We start from the raw sequence: 25,173 nt of genomic DNA, 5'->3' as shown, positions 1-25,173 counted from the left end.
GCACCAACACCTCGTCCCTCTCTCATGTTCCTCTCCCCCTTTTGGGGGAGAGGCCAGGTGAGGGGGCATGACACGCACCAACGACAACACCCATCTGATTTCCTCCCCTTCGCGGATTCCGCGAAGGGGAGGTGCCCTCGTCATACGAGGGCGGAGGGGTCATGAGCGCCAACGCTGCTGCTCATGACCCCTCCGGCCTTTCAGGCCACCTCCCCACTGCGTGGGGAGGGGTAGAAAACACAGAAAAGAAAAATCCGGAGGAACGACCATGGACGTCGGCATGATGATGGTCTTCTCCAGCTACGGCTGGGACGACTGCTCCGACCAGCGCGTGTGGGACGAGGAGATCCGGCTGGCGCGGCTGGCCGCCGATCTCGGCTTCGACTGCCTGTGGTCGGCCGAGCATCACTTCAACGACTATTCCTTCGTGCCCGACAACCTGGCGCTGATGACGCATCTCTGCGCCCTCTGCCCGGACATCGACGTCGGCACGGCGGCCGTCATCCTGCCCTGGCACGACCCGCTGCGCGTCGCCGAGAATGCCGCCGTGCTCGACCTGCTCAGCAAGGGCCGCCTGCGGCTCGGCCTCGGCCGCGGGCTGGCGCGCCGCGAGTTCGAGGCCTTCCGGCTCAGCATGGACGAATCGCGCGGCCGCTTCGACGAGGCCGCGCCGATGATCATCGAGGCGCTGCGCACCGGCTTCATGGAAGGCGACGGCAAGTACTACCGGCAGCCGCGCATCGAGATCCGCCCGCGGCCGCAGCACTCGTTCGACGGCCGCATTTACGCCGTCGCCTCGAGCGAGGACTCCGTCGATTCGGCGGCGAAGCTCGGCGCCCACATCGTGATGTTCGCCGACCGGCCGTGGGAAATGCGCCTGCCGCAGATCGAGCTCGGCCGCAGCCTGCACGCCAGGTACCACGGCACGCCGGCGCCCACGATCATGCTCACCGAGTTCTGCGTCTGCGGCAGCAATGCCGACATCGAGGACGAGGCGCGCCGCTACCAGGGCAAGTTCGTCGAGAGCAACTTCCACCACTACGAGTTCCTCGGCCAGCACTTCAAGACGGTGAAGGGCTACGACGCCTACCAGCAGAAGGCCGAGATCGCCCGCAAGGGCGGGCTGGAAGGCGCCGTCGCGGGCTTCATGCAGGCGGCGTCGTGGGGCTCGCCCGACAAGATCCTGCGCGGCCTCGAGGCGCGCCGGAAGGCGATCGGCGACTTCGAGATGAACGTCGCCTTCCGCTTCGGCGGCACGCCCTTCGAGGTGAGCGAGCGCGGCCTCCGCCTGTTCGCCAAGGAAGTCTTGCCGGTGGTGCAGTCGTGGAAACCCGAACCGGCGAAGGCGGCGGCGTGACATGAGCGACATCAAGATCCTGGCCGAGGGGTTCGGCTTTCCCGAGGGACCCGTCGTCATGCCCGACGGCGCGGTGATCCTGACCGAGATCCGCAACGGCCGCTGCTCGCGCGTGGCGCCGGACGGCAAGGTCTCGGTCTTCTCCGAGTGCGGCGGCGGCCCGAACGGGCTCGCGCTCGGGCCCGACGGCGCGCTCTACCTCTGCAACAACGGCGGCGCCCGCTACGTCGCCGGCACCTCGATGAGCCAGGGCGCGTACGAAGGCTATGCCGGCGGCACGATCCAGCGGCTCGATCCGAAGACCGGCGCGGCGACGACCCTCTACACCGAATGCGACGGCCACAAGCTCTCGGCGCCCAACGACCTCGTGTTCGACACCGAGGGTGGCTTCTACTTCACCGACCTGGGCAAGCGCTTCGCCCGCCATCGCGACCATGGCGGCGTCTACTATGCCAAGCCCGACGGTTCGCAGATCGTCTGCATCGCCTATCCGGTGCTGAGCCCCAACGGCTGCGCCCTGTCGCCCGACGGCAAGACCCTCTACGTCGCCGACACCGAGAGCGCCTCGCTGCTCGCCTTCGCGGTCGAGGGGCCGGGCCGGCTGGCGAAGCCCGCGCCCTTCGCCCATCACAGCGGCCGCGTGCTGGGCGGCCTGCCCGGGCCGGCGCGCTTCGACAGCATCGCGGTGCTGGAGAACGGCAACATCTGCGTCGCCACGCTGACGACCGGCCACATCACCGAGTTCTCGCCCGACGGCAAGGTGGTGCGCGCGGTCAAGATGCCGGACATCTACCCGACGAACATCTGCTTCGGTGGCAGCGACCGGCGGACTGCCTATATAACCCTCTCTGACAGTGGCCAGCTCGGCACCATGCAATGGGCGACACCTGGTCTTAAGCTCAATTTCACATGAGCCCCGGAGACGATTCATGACCGAAGCCAAGCTCGCCCCCAACCTGCCGCAGTGGATGCTCGACCATACCCATCGCTACCTCGAGAGCGGCGGCAAGGACGGCCACATGTACACGGTCGACGTGCCCAACGTCGGCAAGCTCACCGTGCCGTCGCTGCTGCTCGTCACCAAGGGCCGCAAGTCGGGCGAGAAGTTCCTGTTCCCGCTGTTCTACGGCAAGACCGGCAACAGCTACTTCATCGTCGCCTCGAAGGGCGGCGCCCCGGATCATCCCGGCTGGTACAAGAACATCCTCGCCAATCCCGAGGTCGAGATCCAGGTCGGCACGGACAAGATGAAGGCCCGCGCCCGCACCGCCACCGGCGAGGAGCGGGCGAAGCTGTGGAAGGACGCGATCGTCTTCTGGCCGCCCTACACCGACTACGCCAAGAAGACCGACCGCGAGATCCCGGTCGTCGTCCTCGACCCGATCAACTGAGTCTCTTTTGGACCGCGAGCCTCCGGCTCGCTCATGGCGATGAGGCGAGCCGGAGGCTCGCGGTCCGGAAGACTAGGCCAGCGCCGCCCGCACCCGCGGCAGCACGCTGGCGATCGCTTCCAGGCTGTCGACGGCATGGCGCAGCGTCATTCCGGGCTGGCGACCCTGGAAGATGAAGTGCCGGAGCGCGAACTTCGGCAGCCAGGCGATCAGCTTGTCGGCGATCTCCTCGGGCGTGCCGAGGAACCAGCGGTCCTGCTGGAACGCCTCCGAAAGATAGTGCGGATTGTCGTTCATCATCGGCTTGCGTTCGCCGGTCGCCGGATCGATCCAGGTCTGGCCGGTGCGCTCGGGGGCGTACTGCACGCGATAGACATGGTCGATGAAGGGCCGGTGGCGTTCGATCGCATCGGCCGCCGACTGGCCGACCAGCACCTCGCGCATCAGCGCGTGCGGCAGCGGCCCGGCGCCCTGCCGCTCGGCCTCGGCGTCGAACGACTCGATCTGCCGGGCGAGGTGCTTCAGCTCGATCAGCGGCGCCACGATCAGGCCGGCGCGGTGGCGCACGGCGCGGGCGCGCGCCTTGGGCGCGGCGGCGCCGATCCACAGCGGCAGCGGTCCCGGCTGCAGCGGCGGCGGCCGCAGCAGGCCACTTTTCACCTGGTAGATCCGGCCCTCGTAGTCGAAGCGCTCGCCGCGCCAGGCGAGGCCGAGCACGTCGAGCGATTCCTCGAAGGCGCGGGTGCGCGTCGCGTAGTTCCAGCCGAAGCTCTCGAACTCGGCCGGCCGGTAGCCCTGGCCCAGTCCGATCTCGAGGCGGCCGCCCGACAGGTTGTCGACCACCGACAGGTCCTCGGCCAGCCGCAGCGGATGGCCGTGCAGCGGCGCCAGCGCCACGCCCTGGCCGATGCGGCAGCGCGGCGCGGCGGCGGCCAGCGCCGCGCAGGCGACGACGGGCGAGGGGCAGTAGCCGTCGGCCTCGCCGTGATGCTCGCTGGCCCAGATCGAATCGAAGCCCAGCCGGTCGGCCTCGCGCGCCAGCTCCAGGCTCTCGCGATAGGGCGTGTCCCAGCGCTCGCCCAGCCCGGGATGGATCTGGAAGCTGAGCGACAGGCCGAATCCGACGGTCATGTCAGTCGCCCAGCTGCCGCTTGAGCTCCGACCAGCGGTCGACGATGGGCAGGATCTTGTCCTCCCTCTCGGCCGGCAGCGTGAAGGTGACGCGGTCGACGCCGATCTCCTGGCAGAACTTCAGCTGGTCGAGCACGTCGGGCACGCGGAAGATGGTGATGGGCAGGCTCGCCGGGTCGCGGCCGGCCTCCTTCGCCATGACGCGGAACTTGTCGAGGATGACGCCGATCCCGTCCTTCTCCAGCCGGTCGGCGCGCGGGATCCAGCCGTCGCCGTAGCGGATGGCGCGCCGCGCCGCATAGGGGAAGACGCCGCCGACGATGATGGGCGGGTGCGGCTTCTGGAACGGCTTGGGCCACTGCTTCATCTTGTCGAAGCGCACCAGCTCGCCGTGATACTCGGGCTCCTCCTGGGTCCAGATCGCCTTCATGGCCTCGATGCGCTCGCGCGCCAGCTTGTGGCGGCTGGCGAAGTCGGTGCCGTGGTTCTCGATCTCGTCCTGGTTCCAGCCGTTGCCGACGCCGAACAGGAAGCGGCCGCGGCTGAGCTGGTCGAGGGTCGAGACCATCTTGGCCGTGACGATGGGGTCGCGCTGGGCCACCAGGGCGATGCCGGTCCCGACCTTCAGCTTCGTGGTCACGGTGGCCGCCGTGTTCAGCGCCAGGAACGGGTCCATGATGTCGTAGTAGGGCCGGATCAGCGGCCCGCCGGCCGGGTAGGGCGTCTTGCGGGAGGAGGGGATGTGGGTGTGCTCGGGCACCCAGAGCGATTCGAAGCCGCGCTCCTCCAGCAGCCGGGCCAGCGGCGCGGGTTGCATGGATTCCGTGGTGAAGAACATCACGGCGCCGATTTTCATGGCCGATCCCCCCTCGATGGTCTTTGCTTCCTGCCGGAAGCCATCCTAGCCATCGGAGCGCGAGGGGAACATGCCAATTGCCGCCAGGTACCTGTTCATCGTCAGCATGGACGTCGCTCCCGACAAGGAGGCGCTGTTCAACGAGGTCTACGACACCGAGCACGTGCCGCTCCTGTCCAAGGTGCCGGGCGTGCGCGGTGTCACGCGCATGAAGACCGAGCCGGCTTCGTTCAACATCGGCGGGCAGCGCAAGGTGCTCGACGGCGCCGGCGCGCCGACCTACATGGCGATCTACGAGATCGACAGTCCCGACGTGCTGCTCAGCAAGGAATGGGCGGAGGCGGGCGAGCAGGGCCGCTGGCCGGCCGAGGTGCGGCCCTACACGACCAACCGCCATCACATCGTGCGCAAGGTCATCTGATGCGCTTCCGCAACAAGGTGGCGCCGATCACCGCGGCGGCCAACGGCATCGGCCGCGCCACCGCGGCGATCATGGTGCGGGAGGGCGCGACGGTGATCGCCGCCGACAACCATCAGGGCCGGCTGGACGAGGCGGTGGCGTCGCTTCGGGGCGCCTGCGCCGGCGGCGGCAGGGTCGAGGGGGCGCTGATCGACGCGCTCGATCCCGCGCAGGTCGACGGGCTGGTCGCCGGGACGGTGCGCGACCACGGCACGATCGACATCCTGGTCAACGCCGTCGGGGGCAGCACGGTGATCGCCAATCCGCGCGCCACCACCGAGGAGCTGAGCTTCGCCGACTGGCAGAAGCTGATCGCCTTCAACCTCGACGCCACCTTCCTGTGCACCCACGCGGTGATCCCGACCCTGCGCGCCCGGCGCAGCGGCAAGATCGTCAACCTGGCGTCGATCGCCGGCCGCGGGCTGAGCTTCAACAGCTCGAGCGCCTACGCCGCCGCCAAGGGCGGCATCATCGCCTTCACCCGCAAGCTGGCCTACGAACTGGGACCCGACGGAATCAACGTCAACGCGATTGCGCCCAGCGTGACGCTCACCGAGCGCATCCGGCCGCACTGGGAGGCGCGCTCGCAGGCCGCGCAGGCCGAGGAGATCGAGCGCACGCCGCTGCGCCGCGTCGCCGAGGCCGCCGACCAGGCCAACGTGATCTGCTTCCTGGCCTCGTCGGACGCCGACTTCGTGACCGGCCTGACGATCGACGTGACGGGAGGGGTTTGATCAGCTCAGGTTCCTCTCCCCCGCTAGGGGGAGAGGCTAGGTGAGGGGGAAAGGTTCGTCTGTACCCCCCTCACCCAACCTCTCCCCCTAGCGGGGGAGAGGAGGAAAAGCGAAGGAATGCAAGAAAGAGAGGGGGAGAGAAACATGGCCGGAAAGGTCGGATTCATAGGGCTCGGCGCCATGGGCGGACCCATGGCGCTCAACCTTGCCAAGGCGGGCCACAAGCTGGTGGTGCACGACATCGACCAGGGCAAGACGGCGGCGGTGCGCGCGGCCGGCGCCGAGCTCGCCGGCAACGCCGAGGCTGTGGCGGCCGCGGTCGACCGCACCATCCTGATCGTCGAGACGACCGAGCAGGCGCAGGACGTGATCGCGGGCGAGCGCGGCATCATCAAGGGCGCCAAGGCGGGCCACGTCGTGGTCTGCATGTCGACCATCGATCCTTTCGCTGCCCGCGCGCTGGCCGAGACGCTGAAGGCCAGGGGCATCGCCATGGTCGACGCGCCGGTGAGCGGCGGCACCGGTCGCGCCCAGTCGGGCGATCTGTCGGTGATCGTGGGCGGCGACGCCGAGACGGTCGCCAAATGCCAGGACCTGTTCGACGCCATGGGCAACCGCACCTTCCATGTCGGGCCGCTCGGCAGCGGGCTTGCCATGAAGCTGGTCAACAACATGCTGGTCCAGGTGAACACGGTGGCGGTGGCCGAGGCGCTGGTGCTGGGCGTCAAGGCCGGGCTCGACCCGCAGACGATCTACGAGGTGGTGCGCGTCTCGACCGGCGCCAGCGCCGCCTGGGAGCTTCGGGTTCCGCGCATCCTGGCGGGCGACTACGAGCCCGGCGGCACGATCGATATCTCCTACAAGGACCAGGAGCTGGAGACCGCCTTCGCCAAGCGCCTGGGCGTGCCGGTGCTGCTCGCGAACCTCAGCCAGCAGGTCTACCAGATGGCCCGCGCCCGCGGCCTCAACAAGGAGGACGGCTCGGCGGTCGTCAAGGTGTTCGAGCAGATGGCCGGCGTGACCGTGAAGAAGTAGGGGGACGGAAACATGACCACCTTCGTGCTGATCCACGGCGCCTACCAGGGCGGCTGGATCTGGAAGCCCACGGGCGAGGCGCTGCGGGACAAGGGACATCGCGTGCTGACGCCGACGCTCGACGGCTGCGGCGAGCGCCGCGAGCAGGTGCGGCCCGGCATCACCACCGAGAGCCAGGCCGAGGAGATCTCGGGCCTGCTGTTCCACGAGGACCTGAAGGACGTCGTCCTGGTCGGCACCAGCACCGGCGGCATGGTGATGGCGCGGGCCGCCGAGCGGGCGCGCGAGCGCGTCGCCCGCCTGGTCTTCGCCGACGCGCTGGCGCTGCGCGACGGCGAGGCGCTGCCCGACATCGTGAAGCGGCCGACCGCGGTCAGCACCGAGCTGACCACGGGCCAGACGCGCGAGGATTTCGAGAACCGACTGTTCAAGGACTTCGACCCGGCGCTGCGCGCCTGGGCGGTCGAGCGCTGCAGCATGCATCCGATCGGTCCGATGACCCTGCCGGTCAGGCTCGAACGGTTCTGGGACCTGCCGTGGGAGACCTCGGTGGTCTGGTGCAAGCAGAGTCCCAACCCGCCGCTGGCGCACCAGCGCCGCGCCGCCGAGACGCTGCGCGCCCGCTGGCACGAGCTCGACACCGGCCACTATCCCATGCTGAGCGAGCCCGCGGCGCTCGCGCGGCTGATCGCGGAGGGCTGAACGCCATGGCGAAGGAGACCCCCTCGGACCTGGGCTCGATGTTCCAGGGCGCGCCCGCGCGCGGCGAGCCGGCCCGCTTCGGCCGCATCTTCAAGCCCGACGATGCCTGGCTTGCAAGGGCGCCGGCCGAGCCCGTGCTCGAGCCCGACCTGCCGATCGTCGACACCCATCACCATCTGTGGGACTTCCCGCGCCATCGCTACCTGCTCGACGAGCTGCTGGCCGACATCGACTGCGGCCACAATATCGTGGCCACGGTGTTCGAGGAGTGCCGCTCGATGTACCGCGCGCGCGGGCCGGAGGCCATGAAGCCGGTCGGCGAGGTCGAGTTCGTGGCCGGCGTCGCCGCCATGAGCGACAGCGGCCGCTACGGCCCGGCCCGCCTCTGCCGCGGTATCGTGGGTTATGCCGACCTGGCGCTGGGCGAGCGTGTCGCCGAGGTGCTGGAGGCCGAGATCGCCGCCGGCGGTGGCCGCTTCCGCGGCATCCGCTACTCGGCCGGCTGGGATGCCGATCCCATCATCGGCAACAGCCACGGCGTGTCGGGACCGGGCGAGTACCGCCGCCCGGAGGTTCGCGCGGGAATGAAGCAGCTCGAGCGGCTGGGCCTGGTGCTCGATGCCTGGCTGTTCCATCCGCAGCTCGGCGACGCGATCGAGCTCGCCCGCGCCTTCCCCGATGCCAGCATCGTCATGTGCCACATGGGCGGCCCGCTGGGATACGGCCCCTATGCCGGCCGCAAGGACGAGGTCTTCGCCGACTGGAAGAAGTCCATGACCGAGCTCGCGACCTGTCCCAACGTCGTGGTGAAGCTGGGCGGCGTGATGATGCGGCTGGCGGCCTACGACTACATGATGCTGCCGGCGCCGCCCTCCTCGGAGGAGCTGGCCGGGCACTGGGGCCGCTACGTCAGGACCTGCATCGACCTGTTCGGTCCCGACCGCTGCATGGTCGAGAGCAACTTCCCGGTCGAGAAGATGGGCATCGGCGCGAGCGCGCTGTGGAACGCGCTCAAGCGCCTGACCGCCGGCGCCTCGGCCGACGAGAAGACGGCGATCTTCAGCGGCACCGCCAACCGGGTGTACCGGTTGGGGCTGTGATCATCTTCCGGACCGCGAGCCTCCGGCTTGCCTCATGAGGTTGAGCGAGCCGGAGGCTCGCGGTCCGGAAGACGAAGACCTACGCCGCCTGCTTCACGAAGGTCTCGATCTCTGGCAGGCGCTGGTCGACCTTCTCGGCCCGCTGGCTGCCGAGGTTGACGACCAGGCGGTGGACGCCGAGGTCGGCATAGGCCTTCACCGTGTCGGGGCCGGCGTTCATCGGCGGCGTCACGATGATCTCGTAGGCCGGCGTGCGCTTGCGGCCGGCCTTGGCGAAGGCGGCATCGAGCTTCGCCAGCATCTGTTTCGTCCGCGCCGGGTCGAGGTTGAAGCCGTACCAGCCGGCGCCGAAGCGCACGGCGCGGTCGAAGGCGGCATCGGCATAGCCGCCGACGATGATTGGGATGTGCGGCTTCTGGATCGGCTTGGGATCCATGCGCAGCGTCTCGAAGGCCAGCCACTTGCCCTTGAAATCGACCACCGGCTCCGTCCACAGCCGGCGCATCACCTCGAGGAACTCGTCGCAGCGCTTGCCGCGATCCTCCCAGCGGTAGCCGCAGGCCTCGACCTCCTCCTTGTTCCAGCCGACGCCGATGCCGAAGTCGAGCCGGCCGTTCGACAGCCAGTCGAGGGTGCACATCTCCTTGGCCGTGTAGATCGGGTTGCGCTGCGGCACGAGGGCGACGCCGGTGCCGAAGCGCAGCGTCTTGGTCGCCGCGGCGAGGAAGCCGAAGGTCGCGGTGACGTCGAGCATGCCGCCGCCTTCAGGCACGGGAATGCGGCCGTCCTTGGAGCCGGGATAGCCGTAGGTGTTGCGGTCGAAGAGGGCCACGTGCTCGCCCATCCAGATCGAATCGAGCCCGCCCGCCTCGGCGCGGCGGGCGAAGTCGACGATCATCTGCGGCGTCGCCAGCGGCGACATGAAGGTGGCGAAGACTCCGACTTTCATCTCTCTCTCCTTCAGTTCAGCCGCGCGGCCTGGGCCATGACCTCGACCGCCTCGGGCTGTAGCGAGCGGACGCTGATCGTGTCGGCGCCGCAATCCTCCCAGGCGCGGTAGCGCTCGCGGATGCGCGCCGGGGGACCGACCAGCGACTTCATGTCGACCCATTCGTCGGGTACCGCGGCGATCGCCTCGTCCTTGCGCTTGGCAAGGTAGAGCTCCTGGATGCGCTGGGCGGCGTCGCCGAAGCCGCGGCGCACCATGATGTCGTTGTGGAAGTTCTTGTTCCTGTGGCCCATGCCGCCGACATAGAGCGCGACCTCGGGCTTGAGGCGGGCCAGCGCCGCCTTCACGTCATTGTCGACCTCGACATGCACCGAGGCGATGATCGAGAAGTCCTTGTAGCTCTTGCCGTTGCCGGCGCGGCGGAAGCCTTCCTCGAGCCACGGCCGATACTCGTCCATCGCGCCCGGCATGAAGCCCATGGGCAGCCAGCCGTCGGCGATCTCGGCGGTGAGCTTGACGGTCGATTCGTTGCCGGTCGCCAGGTAGATCGGCAGGTCCGGGTTCATGTGCAGGATCGACTTCAGCGGCTTGCCGATGCCCATGGCGCCCGGCCCGGTATAGGGCAGGGCGATCTCGCGGCCGTCGTGCGTGACCGGCGCCTCGCGCCGGAAGATCTTGCGCATGATCGTCACGTAGTCGCGGATGCGCCAGTAGGGCTTGCCCCAGGGCTGGCCGTACCAGCCCTCGACGATCTGCGGCCCCGACACGCCGAGCCCGGCGATGAAGCGGCCGCCGCCCGCCATGGCGTCGACCGTGGCGGCCGACATGGCGGCGTTGGCCGGCGTGCGGGCCGCGAGCTGCATGATGCCGGTGCCGAGCTTGATGCGCCTGGTCAGCGCGGCGAGGTAGGCGAGCGGCGTCACGGCGTCGGAGCCATAGGCCTCGGCCGTCCACACGGAATCGTAGCCGAGCGCCTCGGCGCGCTGGACGAGCTCAACCGGAATATCCAGGTGCGCGCGGGAATAGCCGATCGACAGGCCCAATTTCATTGCCGTTTCCTCCACTCGACGCGCAAACTATACCAACAAGGAACCAGACAGAGGAAACGCCATGCCACGAGTTGGGTACCTCCTGCCGACGCGCGAGCGCGTGATGGAGGGGCGGGACGCAACCGCCTCGCTGCTGGCGCTGGCCGAGAAGGCCGAGGCGATGGGCTTCAATTCGCTGTGGGTGGGCGATTCATTGCTGGCGCGGCCGCGCCACGATCCGCTGACCCTTCTGGCCGCCGTTGCCGCGCGCACGCGCCGGCCCGAGCTCGGCACGGCGGTGCTCCTGCCTGCCCTGCGAAATCCCGTCGTCCTGGCGCAGCAGGTGGCGACCCTCGACCGCATCGCCGAGGGACGGCTGATCCTGGGCGTCGGCATCGCGCCGGACGTGCCCAACGTGCGGGCCGAGTTCACGGCGGCGGGTGTGCCGTTCGAAAAGCGGGTCGGCCGCCTGGTCGAGGGCATGGCGCTCTGCCGCGCGCTGTGGTCGGGCAAGCCCGTGACCTGGCCGAAGCCGGGGTCGGAGGGCCGCTGGACGCTGAAGGACAGCGTGCTCGGACCGACGCCGCACCGGCCGGGCGGGCCGCCAATCTGGGTCGCGGGCGCGGTCACCGCGGCGCGCGAGCGCGCCGGCCGGCTGTTCGACGGCTGGTTCCCGAGCTCGGCCCTGCCCGAGAACTACGCCCGGGAATGGGCCGAGGTCGTTGCCGCCGCCAAGGCCGCCGGCCGCGATCCCGCGTCGCTGACGGCGGCGCAGTACGTGACGCTGTCGATCGACGACGATGCCAAGCGCGCCGAGGAGACGCTGAACACCTTTCTGCGCAGCTACTACGGCGTCGACCCGATGCAGACGCGCCGGATGCAGCGAAGCTTCGCGGGAACGCCCGACGCGGCCAAGGCCTGGATCAAGTCCTACATCGATGCGGGCGTCACCCATCTGGTGCTGCGCTTCGCCGGCGACCACGACCGGCATCTCGAGATGGCGGCGCAGATGCGCCGCGACCTCGGCTGGTGAGGGAGCGACCCATGAAATTCTCCCTGCACTTCGGCAACAACACCTTTCCCGACTTCGCCGGCGCCGCGCGGCTGGCGCGCCTGGCCGAGGCGGCCGGCTTCGATTCGGTGCTGGCCGTCGACCATGTCGTCTTCCCCGACAATTACAGCTCGACCTATCCCTATTCGGCGACCGGTCGATTGCCGGTCGGCCGCGGCGGCGCCTTTCCCGATCCGCTCATCTGGATCGCCTACGCCGCGGCGGTGACGACGCGGCTGCGCTTCCTCACCGGCGTGATCATCCTGCCGCAGCGCGATCCGCTGGTGCTGGCCAAGCAGGTGGCGACCCTCGACTTCATGAGCAGCGGCCGGTTCGAGCTCGGCATCGGCGTCGGCTGGCTGAAGGAGGAGTTCGCGGCCATGGGCGTGCCCTTCGAGCGTCGCGGCAAGCGTGCCGACGAGTATATCGGCGCCATGCGCGCGCTGTGGGCCGGCGACGGCGCGAGCTTCGACGGCGAGTTCGTGAAGTTCCAGGAAGTGAGCTGCAATCCCAAGCCGTTCGGCCACGTGCCCATCATCGTCGGCGGCCATTCGGAGGCGGCGGCCCGGCGGGCCGGCCGGCTGGGCGACGGCTTCTTCCCCTCGATCGGCTCGCCGCTCAACACGCTGCCGCTGTTCGACGTGGCGCGGCGCGCCGCCGCCGAGGCCGGCCGCGATCCCGGCGCCATCGAGATGCTGGCGGGCTGTCCCGACCTGCTGCCGAGCTCGACCGTCGATCCGGGCACCGCCATCGAGGAGCGCAAGCGCCACGGCATCGGCCGCATCGTGCTGCCGGTCGGCCCCTTCATGCCGAACCTCGAGGAAAGCCTGGCGCGCTTCGGCGAGCGCGTGATCCGTCCGTTCGCGGAGGCCTGATCTGGTATTTCCTCCCCACGCGAAGCGTGGGGAGGTGCCCCGAAGGGGCGGAGGGGTCAAGGGTATCACCGCTGATGCTCATGACCCCTCCGTCACCGAAGACGGTGACACCTCCCCAACGCTGTTGGGGAGGAATTTAGTCTAGGCAAACGCCTGGCGGATCTTCGCCCAGTCGGCGAGGGCGGCTTCCTGGCCGGGGACGAGCTGGATGGTGAACTGCGTGTAGCCGCCGTCGCGCAGGGCGCCGATGCGGCGCTTGATCTCGGCCTCGCCGGCGGTGAACGAGGTGGCGGCGATCAGCTCGCCGGTCACGAACTTCTTCTCCTCGGGCTTCACGAACATCAGGTGGCCGCGATGGTTCTCGAGATAGGGCGCGTCCCTGGGCTCGAAGCCGCGGGCCAGCGCGATATAGGCCTCGATCTCCGGCGTCGACAGCATGGCGACGCCGGGCTTCAGGCCGGCCAGCGCCTCGTCGGCGGCGCGATGCAGCATGACGGCGGCGCGTGGGCCGGCCTGCGCCATGGCTCGCGGCGAATCGGCCGGCTCGCCATCGGCCAGCACGCAGCCCAGCGCGAAGGCGGTCGCCTGCAGGTCGCCGACGGCGTGGCCGGCCGCCGTCCATGCGCCGCGCATCGCCTCGACTTCCTTGATGCCGTTCTCGACCTTGCCGACGAAGTCGATCCAGCCGGCCCTGAGCTTCGCGGTCAGCGCCTGGGTGCGCGGGCCGAAGGCGGACAGATGGAGAGCGATCGGATCCTTGGTGTTGAACAGCGGCAGTTCGGGATTGAGGAAGCGGATCTTCTTCTTCTGGCCTTCCATCTCGAACTCGACGGTCTCGCGCCGCAGCAGCCCGTAGACCTGATGGATGTAGGCCTCCATGTCCTTGACCTTGATGGCGCCGAAGCCCATGGCGCGCCGCGCGGTGAAGCCGGTGCCGACGCCGAAGTCGATGCGGCCCGGTGCCAGCTGGTTGAGCGTCGCCAGCGCGTTGGCCGTGACCGGCGCGATGCGGTTCGATGGCACCAGCACGCCGGTGCCGAGCCGGATGCGCTTCGTGTTGACGGCGGCGGCGCCCATGGCGACGAAGCAGTCGGCGCTCAGCATCTGGGTGTCGTAGAACCAGGCGTGTGTGAAGCCGAGCTCCTCGGCCTCCTTCGTCACCTTCCACGAATCCGCTGCCGTGGGCAGGGCGATGCCGAAGTCCATTCGTTTCCTCCGCTTTTCTTCTATCCGGACGTCAGGTGTCGGCCAGCGCCTCGAGCATGCGGTCGCGCGCGGCGAAGTCGCCGTCGGCGTGAACCGGCTGCAGGCAGACATGGGTGGCACCGGCCTCGAAGTGGGCCCGCAGCCCCTTCTTCACGGTCGCGGCGTCGCCCCAAAGGCACATCGCGTCGATGAACCGGTCGCTGCCGCCATTGGCGAGGTCGGCCTCGGTGAAGCCCTCGCGCAGCCAGTTGTTCCGATAGTTGGGCAGCACCATGTAGCGGGCCAACTCCTTGCGGCCGAGCGCACGGGCGCGGTTGGCGTCGGTCTCGATCGTGACCTTCTGCTCGACGGCGAGAATCTTGTCCGGGCCGAGGATGGCGGCAGCCTGCCTGGTATGCCGCGGTGTCACGTTATACGGCACGGCGCCCTGGGACTTCTCGCCGCTCAGCGCCAGCATCTTCGGGCCCAGGGCCGCGACCACCACCGGCAGGGCCTCGCCGGCCGGCACGTCCTTGTTGATGCCGTCGAGATAGGCCCGCATGGCCGGGATCGGCTTGTCGTAGCGGTGGCCGCGCACGCCCTCGACCATCGGTATGTGGCTGACGCCGAGGCCCAGGATGAAGCGGCCGCCGTACCAGTCGTTCAGGGAGATCAACGCCCGCTTGGCGGTATAGGAATCGCGGGCATAGATGTTGGCGATCGAGCTGCCGATCGTGAGCTTGCTGCTCTGCGACAGCAGATAGCCGGCCAGCGACATCGATTCGTAGCCGCGCGATTCGGGATACCAGAGCGCCGAGTAGCCGTTGCCCTCGACGGTCTTTGCGAGGTTCCCGAGCTGCGATCCGGTCAGCTTGTCCGTCGAATACCAAACGCCCAGTCGACCCAGTGCCATCGCGATTCTCCTGCCGAATTGCCGCACCTTGGCACTGCCGGATTGGAGGCACCACCCGAAAGTCGGTAAGCTGCGGAATGCCCAAATCCAGCGCGCTGGTGTGCGTTCATTGCAGCGCCCGCTATCCGGTCGACCGCTACGCCGACGACTGCCCCGCCTGCCGCTCCGCCGGCATCTCCGCCAACCTCACCGTCGCCTACGACACGCCGCCCGGCACGGGTCTGCGGCCGTCCGACGTGCCGCGCCGGCCGCGCTCGATGTGGCGCTGGGAGGCCTTCCTGCCGGCGACCGCCGAGCAGGCCGTCAGCCTGGGCGAGGGCGACACGCCGCTGCTGCCGGTACCGGACCTCGGCCTGGGCGACGTCTGGATCAAGGACGAATCGCGCAATCCCACCTGGTCGTTCAAGGATCGGCTGGCATCGGGCGCGCTCACCATGGCCCGCCAGTTCGGCGCCAAGGTGATCGCCTCGAGCTCGTCGGGCAATGCCGGTGCCGCTGCGGCGGCGTTCGCCGCGCGAGCAGGCCTGCCCTGCGTCGTCTTCACCTTCGTCGGCTCGGCAGGGCCGCTGGTGCTGCAGATGCGGTCCTATGGCGCCATGGTCGTGAAGGTCACCGACAAGGCCGATCGCTGGCGGCTGCAGTCGCTCGGCGTGCGCGAGTTCGGCTGGTATCCGACCTCGCCGTTCTTCGGGCCGGTGATCGGATCCAACCCCTACGGCATGGAAGGCTACAAGACGATCGCCTACGAGGTTGCCGAGGCCTTCGACTGGACGCCGCCCGACTGGTGCGTGTTGCCGGTCTGCTACGGCGACGCGCTGTACGGCATGTGGAAGGGCTTCGAGGACCTGAAGGCGCTGGGCTGGATCGACCGCGTGCCGCGCTTCGTCGCCGCCGAGGTGTCGGGCTCGCTCACGGCCGCGATGGCGAGCGGCGAGGAGATGCCGCCCGAGGTGCCGCGCAACGCGCCGTCCATCGCCACCTCGATCGGCGCCGCCCAGGCGACCGTGCAGGGACTCGAGGTGCTGCGCCGGTCGCGCGGGGCCGCGGTGACCGTGCCCGACGAGGACCTGCGCCGCTGGGTCGTCACCCTGGCCGCCAAGGAAGGGATCTGGCCCGAAGCCTCGTCGGCCGCGCCCTTCGCGGCCATCGAGCGGCTGCGCGCCGAGGGCACGATCGCGCCAAACGAGCGCTGCGTGGCGCTCCTGACCGCGAGCGGGCTCAAGGACCCGGGGCCGATCGAGGAGGCGCTACCCGAGCCGCCGCTGGTGCAGGGCGGCCTGACCGAGCTGCTTGCGGCCCTGAAGAACAGCTACGGGTTCGCACCATGAGCGACATCGGCATCTCGATGGACGGACGGGCGCCGGTGACCGACATCCCGGCGCAGGCCCAGGCGGCGGAGGCAGGCGGCGCCACGACCCTGTGGATCGCCTGCCATCTCTTCCTGCGCGATCCCATCACCATGGCGGCGCTGGCGCTGGGCGCCACACGGCGCATCAAGGTCGCGCTGATGGCGATGAGCCCCTATTCGGTCCACCCGGTGTTCATCGCCATGGCGGCGGCGACGCTCGACGAGATGTATCCGGGCCGCGTCATCCTGTGCCTCGGCGCCGGCGCGCCGGCCGATCTCAAGGCGTCGGGCCTCGAGGCGACGAAGCCCCTGGCCACGATCGGCGAGACGATCGCGGTCTGCCGCGCCCTGCTGGCCGGCGAGATGATGTCGTTCGAGGGCAAGGTCTTCCAGGTCGCCGGCCGCCGGCTGGCCAATGGCGGCCGCTCGGTGCCGATCGTGCTGGCCGCCTCGCGGGCGAAGATGCTGCAGCTCGCCGGCCGCGAGACCGACGGCGTGCTGATCTCGGCAGCGACTTCGCCGCCGTTCGTCGCGGCCTGCATTGCCGAGGCGAGCGGGACCCGTCCGGGCTTCCGCAAGGCCGGCATCGTCTACACCAAGCTCGGTGCCACCGAGCGCGAGGGCATCGATCCGATCCGCCGGCCGATCGGGTTCGTGCTGCGCGGCGCCCATCACGCCGAGAACATCCGGCTGTCGGGGGCGGCCCTCGACCAGGCCGCGCTCGCGACCGCCTACGCGGCCGAAGACTGGCCCACGGTCGACCGCCTGGTGAGCGACGACGTGGTGCGCCGGCACGCCGCCTGCGGCACGCCCGACCAGGTGCGCGCCAAGCTCGAGGAGTATCGCGCCATCGGCCTCGACGAGGTGGTGATCGGTGGCATGGATGATGCTCCCTCGATCGCGGCGGCGCTGGCCGCCGTGCGGCGATAGATCTTCGGAGACATCATGAAATTCAGCATCAGCCTCCCGACCGGCTTCGAGGGGGTGATGTATCCCATCCCCTTCGTCGAGCCCGGCGATTTCGTGCGCATGGCGCAGCTCTGCGAGAAGCTCGGCTACGATTCGGTGTGGGGCAACGACCACATCACCAGCCAGCACTATGTGCGCGAGCTGTTCCCCGACCAGGCACCGAACTTCTACGAGCTGATGACGGTCCTGTCCTTCTGCGCCGCGGCGACGACGCGCATCCGGGTCGGCACGGCGCTGGCCGTGCTGCCGATGCGCGACCCGTTCTGGCTCGCCAAGCAGGCCGCCACCCTCGACCAGCTCTCGAATGGACGGTTGGTGCTGGCGCTGGGCCTGGGCGCCTATCGCGAGGAGTTCGCGGCCTGGGCGCCGCGGCTCGCGCCCCAGGCGCAGCGCGGCGAGATGATGGACGAGGGGCTGGAACTGATGCGCCGGCTGTTCACCGAGCGGCGGGTGACGCACGAGGGCAAGTACTACGCGGTGCGCGACGTCGAGATGTATCCCAAGCCCAAGGCCGATCCCTTCGCGCTCTGGCTGGGCGGCCACAACATGGCGACGGTCGAGCGCACGGCCCAGCTCGCGACCGGCTGGCTGCCCGGCTGGCGGCCCTGGCCCGAGCTCGAGGAGCGAATCCGAACGGTGAAGGACCGCGCCGCCGCGATCGGCCGCGACCCGGCCGGCATTGAGATCGCGCCGCAGTTCTCGCTCACCATCGCGAAGACCGCGGAAGAGGCGGAGAAGCGCTACATGGAATCGGGGCTGGTCGCCCATCGCAAGTCGCTGGCCTATACCGGCCGCGACCTCAGCAAGCAGGTCGTCGCCAACCTCGTGGGCTCGCCCGACCTGATCCTCGAGAAGATCGAGGGGCTGAAGAAGATCGGCGTCGACCATGCCTGCGCGCTGATGATACCGGCCGACAGCATGGCCGAATTCGAGGACCAGGTGGAATGGTTCGCCAAGGTGGCGCTCTAGAGTCCTCCCCTTCGCGGACGCCGCGAAAGCTCATGACCCCTCCGTCGCCGTAGGACGGCGCCACCTCCCCAGCGTCGCCGGGGAGGAGTAGACGAGCCTCTTCCGCTCAGGGCTGGGGGGCGCTCTCAGCGAAGACGCTACTCCACGCTGACCTTGGCGAGAGCGGCGACGTCTTTCCAGGTGGCGAGGTCCTTCTTGAGGAAGGCGGCGAATTCCTGCGGCGTGTCGCCGACCGGGGTCATGGCCTGCTTGCTGAGCACGTCCTTCACCTCGGCGATCTGCAGCGCCTTGACGAACTCGGCGTTCAGCCGGTCGACGATCGGCTGCGGCGTGCGGGCGGGCACGAAGATCCCGTGCCACGCCACCGCCTCGACCTCCGGGTAGCCGGCCTCCTTCATGGTCGGCACGGTGGGGAAGGCCGTGGCGCGCGCCGGGCTGGTCACCGCCAGGGCCTTCAGGTTGCCGGAGTTGACCTGCGGCAGGGCGCTCACCGGGTCGCTGAACACCATGGTGACGTTGCCTGCCACGGCATCGGCGACGGCGAGCGCGGTCCCGCGATAGGGGATGTGCGTCATCTTCACGCCGGTCTTGGAACTGAAGAGCTCGCTCATGAGATGGTTGGCGGCGCCAACCCCGGTCGTGCCGTAGTTCATCGCCCCGGGCTTGCTCTTGGCCAGCGCGATGAACTCCTGCAGCGAGTTGACCGGCAGCTTGCCGTTGACGACCAGCACGTAGGGGTAGGAGTTCGTCATGGTGACCGGCGCGAGGTCCTTCGCCGGGTCGTAGGGCAGGCTCTTATAGACCGCCGGATTGATCGAGATCGGGCCCGACTGGCCGAGCAGCAGCGTGTAGCCGTCGGGCTCGGCCTTGGCGACGAGGTCGGTGCCGATGATCGAGCCGGCGCCGCCCTTGTTCTCGACCACGATCGACTGCTTCATGCTGGCGCCGGCGTTCTGCGCCAGGATGCGCGCCACCGCGTCGGCGCCGCCGCCCGGCGCATAGGGAACGATAATCTTGAGCGCCTTGGCCGGATAGTCGGCCGCCGCGGCGCCGCGCGCCACGAACGGCGCGGCCAGGGTCATCAGCAGCGCCGTGCGCCGGGTCGTTTTCGTCATCGTCTTCTGCTCCCTTTGCTTCATTCAGGCGGGCTGCGGCGCGAAGAGCGCGTCGTGGCGCCGGACCTGCTCTCGATAGTTCTCGGCATAGCGTTCGTAGACCCTGCCGTGGGTCGCGGTGTCGAACTCGACCGCCGGCGGATCGTAGAGGTCGAAATGCCCGTAGCGGTCGGTGCCGCGGACCAGCAGCGCCGACATGCGCACCGGCCCGGTCGGCCGGACGTGGGCCGGAATGTAGTTGATGCCGAGCCCGACCCGGCGGTGGTTTGCGCGGTTGGGCGCCGAGCGATGGACGCAGAGCGTATGGTGCAGCGAGAACGAGCCGGCCGGAAGCTGCATGGCGGTCGCCTCGCTTTCGTCGAGCGGCTCGGTGATGGTCTGGCCGGTGCGGTTGATGCTGTCCTTGAGCCGTAGCGCGGCGTGATGCATCTGCCGCGGCGTGCCGTGAGCGGACAGGACCTCCATGCAGCCTGCCTCGGCGCCGGCGTCGGTCAGGGCCACCCAGGCGGTTACCTGCTCGTGGGGCTCCAGCCCGAAATAGGTCGAGTCCTGGTGCCAGGCCGCGAAGGTCGGCGAGCGGGCCTCCTTGATGAAGAAGGTCGCGGTCCAGACGAGGATGTCGGGCCCGATCAGGTCCTCGACGACGTCGAGGATGCGCGGATTGCGCACGAGATCGGCATACCAGGGCAGGAGCGCGTGCGGCTGGGTGCGCCAGCGAATGTCGGCCTGCGGCACCGGACAGCCGAGCCAGGCCTCATAGCGGGCGAGCCCGGCCAGGCACTCGGCGCGCTCCGACTCGCCGAGCGCCGGGAACGGATACAGGAATCCGTCATGGCGATAGCTGTCGACCTGCGCTTCGCTGAGCGCCTTCATCGTTTCCTCCGTCGGCGCGTTGGCCGTTGCGGACGGAGGCTGGCAGAAGGATGGTAGCGATACCAGCCCGATTTTGCGCAGGGCAATGTTGCGTCCGGCGGGGGCGCGGCCGGGCCGCGACCCCGCGGAGCCCGCCTACTTGACCTTGGGGGTCACTTCCTCGCCGAAGATCTGCATCTGGTCGATCAACTCCTGCACCGAGTTGGCCGCGAAGTAGAGGCCGAGCAGGTGGGTGACGCCGGCCTCGCGGAAGGCGTTGCACTTGTCGACGATCTCGGCCGGCGTGCCGATCAGGTTGATGTCCTCGTGAGCGACGGCGCCCTGGTTCTTCAGGGTAGACTTGGACAGCGACACGAGGTGCTTGTTCATCTGGCTCTTGCGGAAGCTCTCGACCGCCGCCTGGCGGGTCTTGCCGACATGCACGACGAACTGCGGCGCGACCTCGATCGACTTGGGATCGCGACCTGCCTTCTCGGCCTCCTCGCGCAGGGTCTTTACCCCGTCGCGCAGGCGGTCGACATGCATGCCGGCCGGCAGCCAGCCGTCGGCCCACTTGACCGTGCGGGTGATGTTGTTGGGATTGTTGCCGCCGACATAGATCGGGATGCGCTTCTGCAGCGGCTTGGGGTAGAGCTCGACGTCGCGGAACTTGTAGTACTTGCCGTCGAAGCTCGCGACTCGCTCCTTGAACAGCAGGTTCAGCGCCTGCAGCCCCTCGTCGACGATGTCGCCGCGGTCCATCTTGGCATCGGGCTGCAGCGCCTTGAATTCCTCGCGATAGGCGCCGATGCCGACGCCGATCTCCACGCGGCCCTTGCCGAAATGGTCCAGCGTGGCGATCTGCTTGGCCGTCACCACGATGTCGTGACGCATCGGCAGGACCAGCACGCCGGTGCCGACCTTGATCGACTTCGTCTCCGACAGGACGAAGGCGTAGGTCATCAGCGGCTCCCAGAAACGCGGCGGCACCGGGAACTCGGCGCGCACGTAGTTCTGGGTGGTCATGTGGTCGTTGCCCCAGACCGAGTCGTAGCCGAACTTCTCGGCCGCCTGGGCGATCCTGATGACGTTCTCGGGGTCGGAGAAGGGGATGGGATAGGTCAGGCCTTCCATCCCGGTCGGCAGGCCGGCACTCACGCGCATCGCTTCATCTCCCTCTCTGTCTGATTCCTCCCCATTGCGGGAACCGCGATGGGGAGGTGCCTGCGCAGCAGGCGGAGGGGTCGTGGGCATCAGCACTCGTGCTCATGACCCCTCCGGCCCCGCGGGCCACCTCCCCCGCGCGTCGCGCAGGGAGCAAAACTCTGCTACTCGGCCGCGACCGCGCGCAGCTTCGCCGTCTCGGCGTCGTCCACGGTGCCGTCGTCGTTGACGGCGACGCCGTAGTCGCGGCGCGCCGCCTCGCTCGAGATGAAGCCCTGGCGCACGTCCTCGGCGACGACCGCGGCCGGCCGCTTGCGCGGATTGCCCAGCCCGCCGCCGCCCGGCATGGCGATGATGACGCGGTCCTTCGGCGTCACCTCCTGCAGGCCCTTGCCGCGCAGCACCTTGCCCGACTGCAGGGTCAGCGACCCCGCGGCGCCGTTGAGGCCGCCCTCGCGGCCGCGCGCCGGATGGTCGATGCGGTCGTAGTAGGCGGAGAGCGCGAACGGCGCCTTGTCGAGCGTGCCGACCTCCATGATCTGGCCGAGGCCGCCGCGGAACTCTCCGGCGCCGCCCGAATCCTGGCGGTACTCCTTGCGCCACACGACGATCGGCGACACCGCCTCGTTGACCTCGATCGGCACGTTCTTCACGCCGCTCGGGAAGGCGGTGGCCGACAGGCCGTCGGAGCCCGGCCGCGCGCCGGTGCCGCCGGCATGGAAGCTCATGACGCTGAACGGCTTGGCATGCACCGTCTCGGACGGATCGCCGCCGGTCGAGCCCGGCCCGCCCAGCGCGAACAGGTTCCACAGGCACGACGTGCCCTCGGCCGGGACCTTGCCGCCCAGCGCCTGGTGCAGGCAGCCGAACATCACGTCGGGCAGCATCTGGCCGGTGACGTGGCGGGCGGCGACCGGCGCCGGCTTCTGGGCATTGAGGATCGAATCGACCGGCGCCGTGACGCGGATCACCGACAGCGAGCCCTCGTTGTTCGGCACCTTGGGCGCCACGATGCACTTCACGCCGAACGAGGCATAGGCCTCGGTGTAGCAGACCGGCACGTTGATGCCGTAGGCCGAAACGCCCGACGTGCCGGTGAAGTCGACGTCGATGCCGGTATCGCCGATCGTCATGGTGGCGACCAGGTCGATCGGCTTGTCGGCGCCGTCGACGCGCATGGAGAACTTGTACTCGCCGGGCTTGATCTTGCGGATCGCTTCCAGCGAGGCCTGCTTCGACTTCTCGAGGATGTGGCTGCCCAGCCGGTCGAGATCGTCGATGGCGAACTCGTCCATCATCTCGACCAGGCGGCGGCAGCCGATCTCGTTGCAGGTCGCCAGCGAGTAGAGGTCGCCCACCACCTGGATCGGCTCGCGCACGTTGGCGCTCACGATCTCCACCAGGGTCTCGTCGACCTTGCCCTCGCGCGCGAAGCGCATCAGCGGGATGTAGAGGCCTTCCTCGTAGACCTGCCGGGCTTCGGTGGTCATGCCCCGGCCGCCGATGTCGACGACGTGGCAGGTCGAGGCGAACAGCGCCACCATCTTGCCGCGGCGGAAGGTCGGCGTGACGAACGTGAAGTCGTGCAGGTGGCCCGTGCCCTTCCACGGGTCGTTGGTCAGGAAGATGTCGCCTTCCTTCATCGTGTGCGGCGGGAACTTCGCCAGGAAGTGCCGCACGGCGCGCGCCATCGAGTTGATGTGGCCGGGCGTGCCGGTCACCGCCTGGGCGAGCATGTCGCCGGTGAGGTCGAAGACGCCGGCCGACAGGTCGCCGGCCTCGCGGGTCGAGGTCGAGAAGCCGGTACGGATCAGCGCCAGCGCCTGCTCCTCGACGACCGCGATCAGGCGGTCCCACATGAGCTGGAGGCGGATGGGCGAGAGCGGATCGTTGAAGCTCATGGCTGCACTTTCTCCATCAGGATGGCGCCGATCGGGTTGATGCGGGCGGCGAAGCTCCTCGGCACGACCGTCGTCGTCTCGTCCTCGGCGATGATCGCCGGTCCCGGCACCAGGCTGCCGATCGACAGGTCGGTACGGTGGTAGACCTTGACGTCCTTCATGTCCTGCTCGGCCGGATCGTAGACCGGCCGCGTGGCGCGTGCGCTGGCCGGCTTGTCGGCGGGCTGCGGCGGCGCCTTCGGCCGGTCGGCCTGCTCGGCGGCCAGCCGCAGAGTCCAGTTCATGATCTCGACATCGAGGCCCGGGATGGTGCGGCCGAAGGTCGAGGCGTAGCCGTCCTCGTACAGCTTCACCAGCTTGGCCCGGGAGGCGGCGTCGAAGTCGCCGGCCGGCATGGTCACGGTGATCTCGTGGCCCTGGCCGCGATAGCGCATGTCGGCGGTGCGGGTCTCGATCAGCCGGGCGTCGGGCGCGCCGGCCTTGACCACTGCCTCGGCCTCGGCGCGCATCTCGGCGAACAGCCGGTTGACGTAGGCCGGGTCGAAATTCTCGTCGAGCTGGACGTAGCGGCTGCGCACCACCTCGTAGGCGACCGGCGCCAGCAGGAAGCCGACGGCGGAGCCGACGCCGGCGCCGCTCGGCACCATGACGCGGCGGATGCCGAGCTTCTCGGCCAGGCGGGCGGCGTGGATGGGGGCGGCGCCGCCGAAGGCGATCATGGTGCGGTCCTGCAGCTCCTTGCCGCGCTCGACGGCATGGACGCGGGCGGCGTTGGCCATGTTCTCCTCGACGATCTCGCTGACGCCGAAGGCGGCGTCGATGCGCTTCAGCCCGAGCGGCGTGCCGACCGCCTTGTCGACGGCGCCGCCGGCCTTGTCGGGCGAGAGCTTGATCGAGCCGCCGGCGAAATAGCCGGGATCGATGCGGCCCAGGACCACGTCGGCGTCGGTCACGGTGGGCTCGGTGCCGCCGCGGCCGTAGCTTGCCGGGCCGGGCTCGGCGCCGGCGCTTTCCGGTCCGACATTGACGCGGGAAAGCGAATCGACCGAGGCGATCGAACCGCCGCCGGCGCCGATCTCGACCATCTCGATGACCGGGATGCGCAGCGGCAGGCCGCTGCCCTTCAGGAAGCGGTACTGCCGCGCCACCTCGAAGTGGCGGGAATGCTGCGGCTCGCCGTCGTCGATCAGGCAGATCTTGGCGGTCGTGCCGCCCATGTCGAAGCTCAGCACCTTGTCGAGGCCGCACTGGCGGGCCAGCGCGGCGGCGAGGATGGCGCCGCCGGCCGGGCCGGACTCGACCAGGCGGATCGGGAACTTGCGCGCCGTCTCGAGCGCCGCCAGGCCGCCGCCCGAGGTGATGAGGAACAGCGGGCAGGCGACGCCCTTGGCGCGCAGCGCCGTGTCGAGGCGGCCGAGATAGCGGTCCATCACCGGCTGCACGTAGGCGTTGGCGACGGCGGTCGACCAGCGTTCGTACTCGCGGATCTCCGGCGACACCTCGCTCGACAGGGTGATCGACACGTCGGGCAGCAGGTCGGCCAGGATGTCGCGCGTGCGGCGCTCGTGCTTGCCGTCGAGATAGGCGTGCATGTAGCCGATGGCGATCGCCTCGACGCCGCGCGCCTCGAGCTGGGGCGCCAGCGCGCGTACCGCCGCCTCGTCGAGCGGGATCAGCACGTTGCCGCGCCCGTCCATGCGCTCGGGGACGCCGAAGCGCAGCTCGCGCGGCACCAGCGGCGGCGGCTTCTGCATGAAGATGTCGTACTGCTCGAAGCGGTGCTCGAAGGCGATCTCGATGGAATCGCGGAAGCCGTCGGTCACGATCAGTGCCGTCTTCGCGCCCTTGCGCTCGATGATGGCGTTGGTGGCGAGCGTGGTGCCGTGGATGATCAGGCTGAGGTCGGAGGCCTGGAGGCCGGCGAGCTTCAGGATCTCCTCGACGCCGGTCAGCACGCCCTGCTCGGGCGCACGCGGCGTCGTCAGAACCTTCACGCTCTCGCGCCTGCCGTTCCACTCCAGCGCGAGGTCGGTGAACGTGCCACCGATGTCGACCGCCAGCCGCGCCTTGTCCTTGCCCGTGTCCATG

General features: G+C 69.3%; 24 protein-coding genes. 13 read left to right on the top strand and 11 right to left on the bottom strand.

All coding sequences use genetic code 11. From position 1 onward, the window contains the following. Window positions 1–268 precede the first annotated feature (268 nt). From ACO073_RS01190 to ACO073_RS01180, 3 genes are read left to right on the top strand one after another with little or no spacing between them, the layout of a single operon-like run. Window positions 269–1,357 (top strand): LLM class flavin-dependent oxidoreductase, encoded by a 1,089-nt coding sequence (locus tag ACO073_RS01190; protein WP_421994432.1) that lies wholly within the window; start codon window positions 269–271, stop codon window positions 1,355–1,357. A gap of 1 nt (window position 1,358) precedes the next feature. Then, on the top strand, window positions 1,359–2,270 hold the full coding sequence (locus ACO073_RS01185) for an SMP-30/gluconolactonase/LRE family protein (RefSeq protein ID WP_421994430.1): 912 nt from the start codon (window positions 1,359–1,361) through the stop codon (window positions 2,268–2,270). Window positions 2,271–2,286: 16 nt separating this feature from the next. Then, window positions 2,287–2,748 carry a nitroreductase family deazaflavin-dependent oxidoreductase gene (locus ACO073_RS01180; protein ID WP_421994428.1) on the top strand — a complete coding sequence of 154 codons (462 nt, stop codon included), beginning with the start codon at window positions 2,287–2,289 and terminating at the stop codon, window positions 2,746–2,748. 72 nt (window positions 2,749–2,820) lie between these two features. Here ACO073_RS01180 and ACO073_RS01175 read toward each other — a convergent pair whose 3' ends face one another. Continuing rightward, window positions 2,821–3,879, bottom strand: a complete 1,059-nt coding sequence (locus ACO073_RS01175) for an LLM class flavin-dependent oxidoreductase (protein WP_421994426.1) — start codon at window positions 3,877–3,879, stop codon at window positions 2,821–2,823. Window position 3,880: 1 nt separating this feature from the next. After that, a complete protein-coding gene (locus tag ACO073_RS01170) occupies window positions 3,881–4,735 on the bottom strand; it encodes an LLM class F420-dependent oxidoreductase (protein ID WP_421994424.1) in 855 nt (284 codons plus the stop codon). A gap of 70 nt (window positions 4,736–4,805) precedes the next feature. Between ACO073_RS01170 and ACO073_RS01165 the strand changes: the two genes are divergently transcribed. From ACO073_RS01165 to ACO073_RS01145, 5 genes are all read left to right on the top strand, one after another. Next, on the top strand, window positions 4,806–5,156 hold the full coding sequence (locus ACO073_RS01165) for a hypothetical protein (protein WP_421994422.1): 351 nt from the start codon (window positions 4,806–4,808) through the stop codon (window positions 5,154–5,156). Further along, window positions 5,156–5,929: an SDR family NAD(P)-dependent oxidoreductase gene (locus ACO073_RS01160; protein ID WP_421994420.1), complete on the top strand. Its 774-nt coding sequence runs from the start codon at window positions 5,156–5,158 to the stop codon at window positions 5,927–5,929. Before ACO073_RS01165 ends, ACO073_RS01160 begins: the two co-directional genes overlap by 1 nt. Window positions 5,930–6,073: 144 nt before the next feature. Continuing rightward, window positions 6,074–6,964, top strand: coding sequence for an NAD(P)-dependent oxidoreductase (locus tag ACO073_RS01155; RefSeq protein WP_421994418.1), 891 nt, complete (start codon window positions 6,074–6,076; stop codon window positions 6,962–6,964). A 12-nt stretch (window positions 6,965–6,976) separates the two neighbouring features. Beyond that, window positions 6,977–7,666 carry an alpha/beta fold hydrolase gene (locus tag ACO073_RS01150; protein WP_421994416.1) on the top strand — a complete coding sequence of 230 codons (690 nt, stop codon included), beginning with the start codon at window positions 6,977–6,979 and terminating at the stop codon, window positions 7,664–7,666. Between the two features lie 5 nt (window positions 7,667–7,671). After that, complete coding sequence (locus tag ACO073_RS01145) at window positions 7,672–8,766, top strand: amidohydrolase family protein (protein WP_421994414.1); 1,095 nt, start codon at window positions 7,672–7,674, stop codon at window positions 8,764–8,766. A gap of 79 nt (window positions 8,767–8,845) precedes the next feature. Here ACO073_RS01145 and ACO073_RS01140 read toward each other — a convergent pair whose 3' ends face one another. Beyond that, complete coding sequence (locus ACO073_RS01140; protein WP_421994412.1) at window positions 8,846–9,715, bottom strand: LLM class F420-dependent oxidoreductase; 870 nt, start codon at window positions 9,713–9,715, stop codon at window positions 8,846–8,848. An 11-nt stretch (window positions 9,716–9,726) separates the two neighbouring features. After that, window positions 9,727–10,764, bottom strand: coding sequence for an LLM class F420-dependent oxidoreductase (locus ACO073_RS01135; RefSeq protein WP_421994410.1), 1,038 nt, complete (start codon window positions 10,762–10,764; stop codon window positions 9,727–9,729). A gap of 61 nt (window positions 10,765–10,825) precedes the next feature. Here ACO073_RS01135 and ACO073_RS01130 point away from each other — a divergent pair, with 61 nt between their 5' ends. Both ACO073_RS01130 and ACO073_RS01125 read left to right on the top strand, forming a co-directional pair. Next, a complete protein-coding gene (locus tag ACO073_RS01130) occupies window positions 10,826–11,776 on the top strand; it encodes an LLM class flavin-dependent oxidoreductase (RefSeq protein WP_421994408.1) in 951 nt (316 codons plus the stop codon). 11 nt (window positions 11,777–11,787) lie between these two features. Continuing rightward, window positions 11,788–12,669: an LLM class F420-dependent oxidoreductase gene (locus tag ACO073_RS01125; RefSeq protein WP_421994406.1), complete on the top strand. Its 882-nt coding sequence runs from the start codon at window positions 11,788–11,790 to the stop codon at window positions 12,667–12,669. A gap of 141 nt (window positions 12,670–12,810) precedes the next feature. Here the strand turns inward: ACO073_RS01125 and ACO073_RS01120 are convergent, their stop codons facing one another. Further along, complete coding sequence (locus ACO073_RS01120; RefSeq protein WP_421994404.1) at window positions 12,811–13,875, bottom strand: LLM class flavin-dependent oxidoreductase; 1,065 nt, start codon at window positions 13,873–13,875, stop codon at window positions 12,811–12,813. A gap of 31 nt (window positions 13,876–13,906) precedes the next feature. Beyond that, window positions 13,907–14,767, bottom strand: coding sequence for a TIGR03620 family F420-dependent LLM class oxidoreductase (locus ACO073_RS01115; RefSeq protein ID WP_421994402.1), 861 nt, complete (start codon window positions 14,765–14,767; stop codon window positions 13,907–13,909). A 77-nt stretch (window positions 14,768–14,844) separates the two neighbouring features. Here ACO073_RS01115 and ACO073_RS01110 point away from each other — a divergent pair, with 77 nt between their 5' ends. Genes ACO073_RS01110 through ACO073_RS01100 form a run of 3 tightly spaced genes read left to right on the top strand, consistent with a single transcriptional unit; the run spans window position 14,845 to window position 18,053 of the window. Continuing rightward, on the top strand, window positions 14,845–16,095 hold the full coding sequence (locus tag ACO073_RS01110; protein WP_421994400.1) for a pyridoxal-phosphate dependent enzyme: 1,251 nt from the start codon (window positions 14,845–14,847) through the stop codon (window positions 16,093–16,095). After that, window positions 16,092–17,045, top strand: coding sequence for an LLM class flavin-dependent oxidoreductase (locus ACO073_RS01105; RefSeq protein WP_421994398.1), 954 nt, complete (start codon window positions 16,092–16,094; stop codon window positions 17,043–17,045). Before ACO073_RS01110 ends, ACO073_RS01105 begins: the two co-directional genes overlap by 4 nt. A gap of 15 nt (window positions 17,046–17,060) precedes the next feature. Beyond that, window positions 17,061–18,053, top strand: coding sequence for an LLM class flavin-dependent oxidoreductase (locus ACO073_RS01100; protein WP_421994396.1), 993 nt, complete (start codon window positions 17,061–17,063; stop codon window positions 18,051–18,053). Window positions 18,054–18,190: 137 nt separating this feature from the next. Here the strand turns inward: ACO073_RS01100 and ACO073_RS01095 are convergent, their stop codons facing one another. The 5 genes from ACO073_RS01095 to ACO073_RS01075 all read right to left on the bottom strand — a co-directional run bounded on the left by ACO073_RS01095 (window position 18,191) and on the right by ACO073_RS01075 (window position 25,172). Then, on the bottom strand, window positions 18,191–19,168 hold the full coding sequence (locus ACO073_RS01095) for a Bug family tripartite tricarboxylate transporter substrate binding protein (RefSeq protein ID WP_421994394.1): 978 nt from the start codon (window positions 19,166–19,168) through the stop codon (window positions 18,191–18,193). 24 nt (window positions 19,169–19,192) lie between these two features. Beyond that, window positions 19,193–20,041 (bottom strand): phytanoyl-CoA dioxygenase family protein, encoded by an 849-nt coding sequence (locus ACO073_RS01090; RefSeq protein ID WP_421994392.1) that lies wholly within the window; start codon window positions 20,039–20,041, stop codon window positions 19,193–19,195. 135 nt (window positions 20,042–20,176) lie between these two features. Then, complete coding sequence (locus ACO073_RS01085) at window positions 20,177–21,184, bottom strand: LLM class flavin-dependent oxidoreductase (protein ID WP_421994390.1); 1,008 nt, start codon at window positions 21,182–21,184, stop codon at window positions 20,177–20,179. A 164-nt stretch (window positions 21,185–21,348) separates the two neighbouring features. Further along, window positions 21,349–23,085, bottom strand: coding sequence for a hydantoinase B/oxoprolinase family protein (locus tag ACO073_RS01080; protein ID WP_421994388.1), 1,737 nt, complete (start codon window positions 23,083–23,085; stop codon window positions 21,349–21,351). Then, window positions 23,082–25,172, bottom strand: coding sequence for a hydantoinase/oxoprolinase family protein (locus ACO073_RS01075; protein WP_421994386.1), 2,091 nt, complete (start codon window positions 25,170–25,172; stop codon window positions 23,082–23,084). Before ACO073_RS01075 ends, ACO073_RS01080 begins: the two co-directional genes overlap by 4 nt. Window position 25,173 lies beyond the last annotated feature (1 nt).

Origin of the sequence: Reyranella sp. (genome assembly GCF_965229815.1) — a bacterium.
In the GTDB taxonomy this organism is placed as follows: domain Bacteria; phylum Pseudomonadota; class Alphaproteobacteria; order Reyranellales; family Reyranellaceae; genus Reyranella.
The sequence above is the reverse complement of the archived record's forward strand: the minus strand, read 5'-3'. Positions and strand labels throughout refer to the sequence as shown.

Excerpts from the sequence above, each read along its gene's own strand:
- ACO073_RS01165 (WP_421994422.1), top strand. The coding sequence starts at position 4,806 with ATGCCAATTGCCGCCAGGTACCTGTTCATCGTCAGCATGGACGTCGCT.
- ACO073_RS01145 (WP_421994414.1), top strand. The coding sequence starts at position 7,672 with ATGGCGAAGGAGACCCCCTCGGACCTGGGCTCGATGTTCCAGGGCGCG.
- ACO073_RS01160 (WP_421994420.1), top strand. The coding sequence starts at position 5,156 with ATGCGCTTCCGCAACAAGGTGGCGCCGATCACCGCGGCGGCCAACGGC.
- ACO073_RS01075 (WP_421994386.1), bottom strand. The coding sequence starts at position 25,172 with ATGGACACGGGCAAGGACAAGGCGCGGCTGGCGGTCGACATCGGTGGC.
- ACO073_RS01125 (WP_421994406.1), top strand. The coding sequence starts at position 11,788 with ATGAAATTCTCCCTGCACTTCGGCAACAACACCTTTCCCGACTTCGCC.
- ACO073_RS01135 (WP_421994410.1), bottom strand. The coding sequence starts at position 10,764 with ATGAAATTGGGCCTGTCGATCGGCTATTCCCGCGCGCACCTGGATATT.
- ACO073_RS01100 (WP_421994396.1), top strand. The coding sequence starts at position 17,061 with ATGAAATTCAGCATCAGCCTCCCGACCGGCTTCGAGGGGGTGATGTAT.
- ACO073_RS01175 (WP_421994426.1), bottom strand. The coding sequence starts at position 3,879 with ATGACCGTCGGATTCGGCCTGTCGCTCAGCTTCCAGATCCATCCCGGG.
- ACO073_RS01185 (WP_421994430.1), top strand. The coding sequence starts at position 1,359 with ATGAGCGACATCAAGATCCTGGCCGAGGGGTTCGGCTTTCCCGAGGGA.
- ACO073_RS01105 (WP_421994398.1), top strand. The coding sequence starts at position 16,092 with ATGAGCGACATCGGCATCTCGATGGACGGACGGGCGCCGGTGACCGAC.
- ACO073_RS01115 (WP_421994402.1), bottom strand. The coding sequence starts at position 14,767 with ATGGCACTGGGTCGACTGGGCGTTTGGTATTCGACGGACAAGCTGACC.
- ACO073_RS01110 (WP_421994400.1), top strand. The coding sequence starts at position 14,845 with ATGCCCAAATCCAGCGCGCTGGTGTGCGTTCATTGCAGCGCCCGCTAT.
- ACO073_RS01120 (WP_421994404.1), bottom strand. The coding sequence starts at position 13,875 with ATGGACTTCGGCATCGCCCTGCCCACGGCAGCGGATTCGTGGAAGGTG.
- ACO073_RS01170 (WP_421994424.1), bottom strand. The coding sequence starts at position 4,735 with ATGAAAATCGGCGCCGTGATGTTCTTCACCACGGAATCCATGCAACCC.
- ACO073_RS01190 (WP_421994432.1), top strand. The coding sequence starts at position 269 with ATGGACGTCGGCATGATGATGGTCTTCTCCAGCTACGGCTGGGACGAC.
- ACO073_RS01130 (WP_421994408.1), top strand. The coding sequence starts at position 10,826 with ATGCCACGAGTTGGGTACCTCCTGCCGACGCGCGAGCGCGTGATGGAG.
- ACO073_RS01095 (WP_421994394.1), bottom strand. The coding sequence starts at position 19,168 with ATGACGAAAACGACCCGGCGCACGGCGCTGCTGATGACCCTGGCCGCG.
- ACO073_RS01180 (WP_421994428.1), top strand. The coding sequence starts at position 2,287 with ATGACCGAAGCCAAGCTCGCCCCCAACCTGCCGCAGTGGATGCTCGAC.
- ACO073_RS01155 (WP_421994418.1), top strand. The coding sequence starts at position 6,074 with ATGGCCGGAAAGGTCGGATTCATAGGGCTCGGCGCCATGGGCGGACCC.
- ACO073_RS01080 (WP_421994388.1), bottom strand. The coding sequence starts at position 23,085 with ATGAGCTTCAACGATCCGCTCTCGCCCATCCGCCTCCAGCTCATGTGG.
- ACO073_RS01150 (WP_421994416.1), top strand. The coding sequence starts at position 6,977 with ATGACCACCTTCGTGCTGATCCACGGCGCCTACCAGGGCGGCTGGATC.
- ACO073_RS01140 (WP_421994412.1), bottom strand. The coding sequence starts at position 9,715 with ATGAAAGTCGGAGTCTTCGCCACCTTCATGTCGCCGCTGGCGACGCCG.
- ACO073_RS01085 (WP_421994390.1), bottom strand. The coding sequence starts at position 21,184 with ATGCGCGTGAGTGCCGGCCTGCCGACCGGGATGGAAGGCCTGACCTAT.
- ACO073_RS01090 (WP_421994392.1), bottom strand. The coding sequence starts at position 20,041 with ATGAAGGCGCTCAGCGAAGCGCAGGTCGACAGCTATCGCCATGACGGA.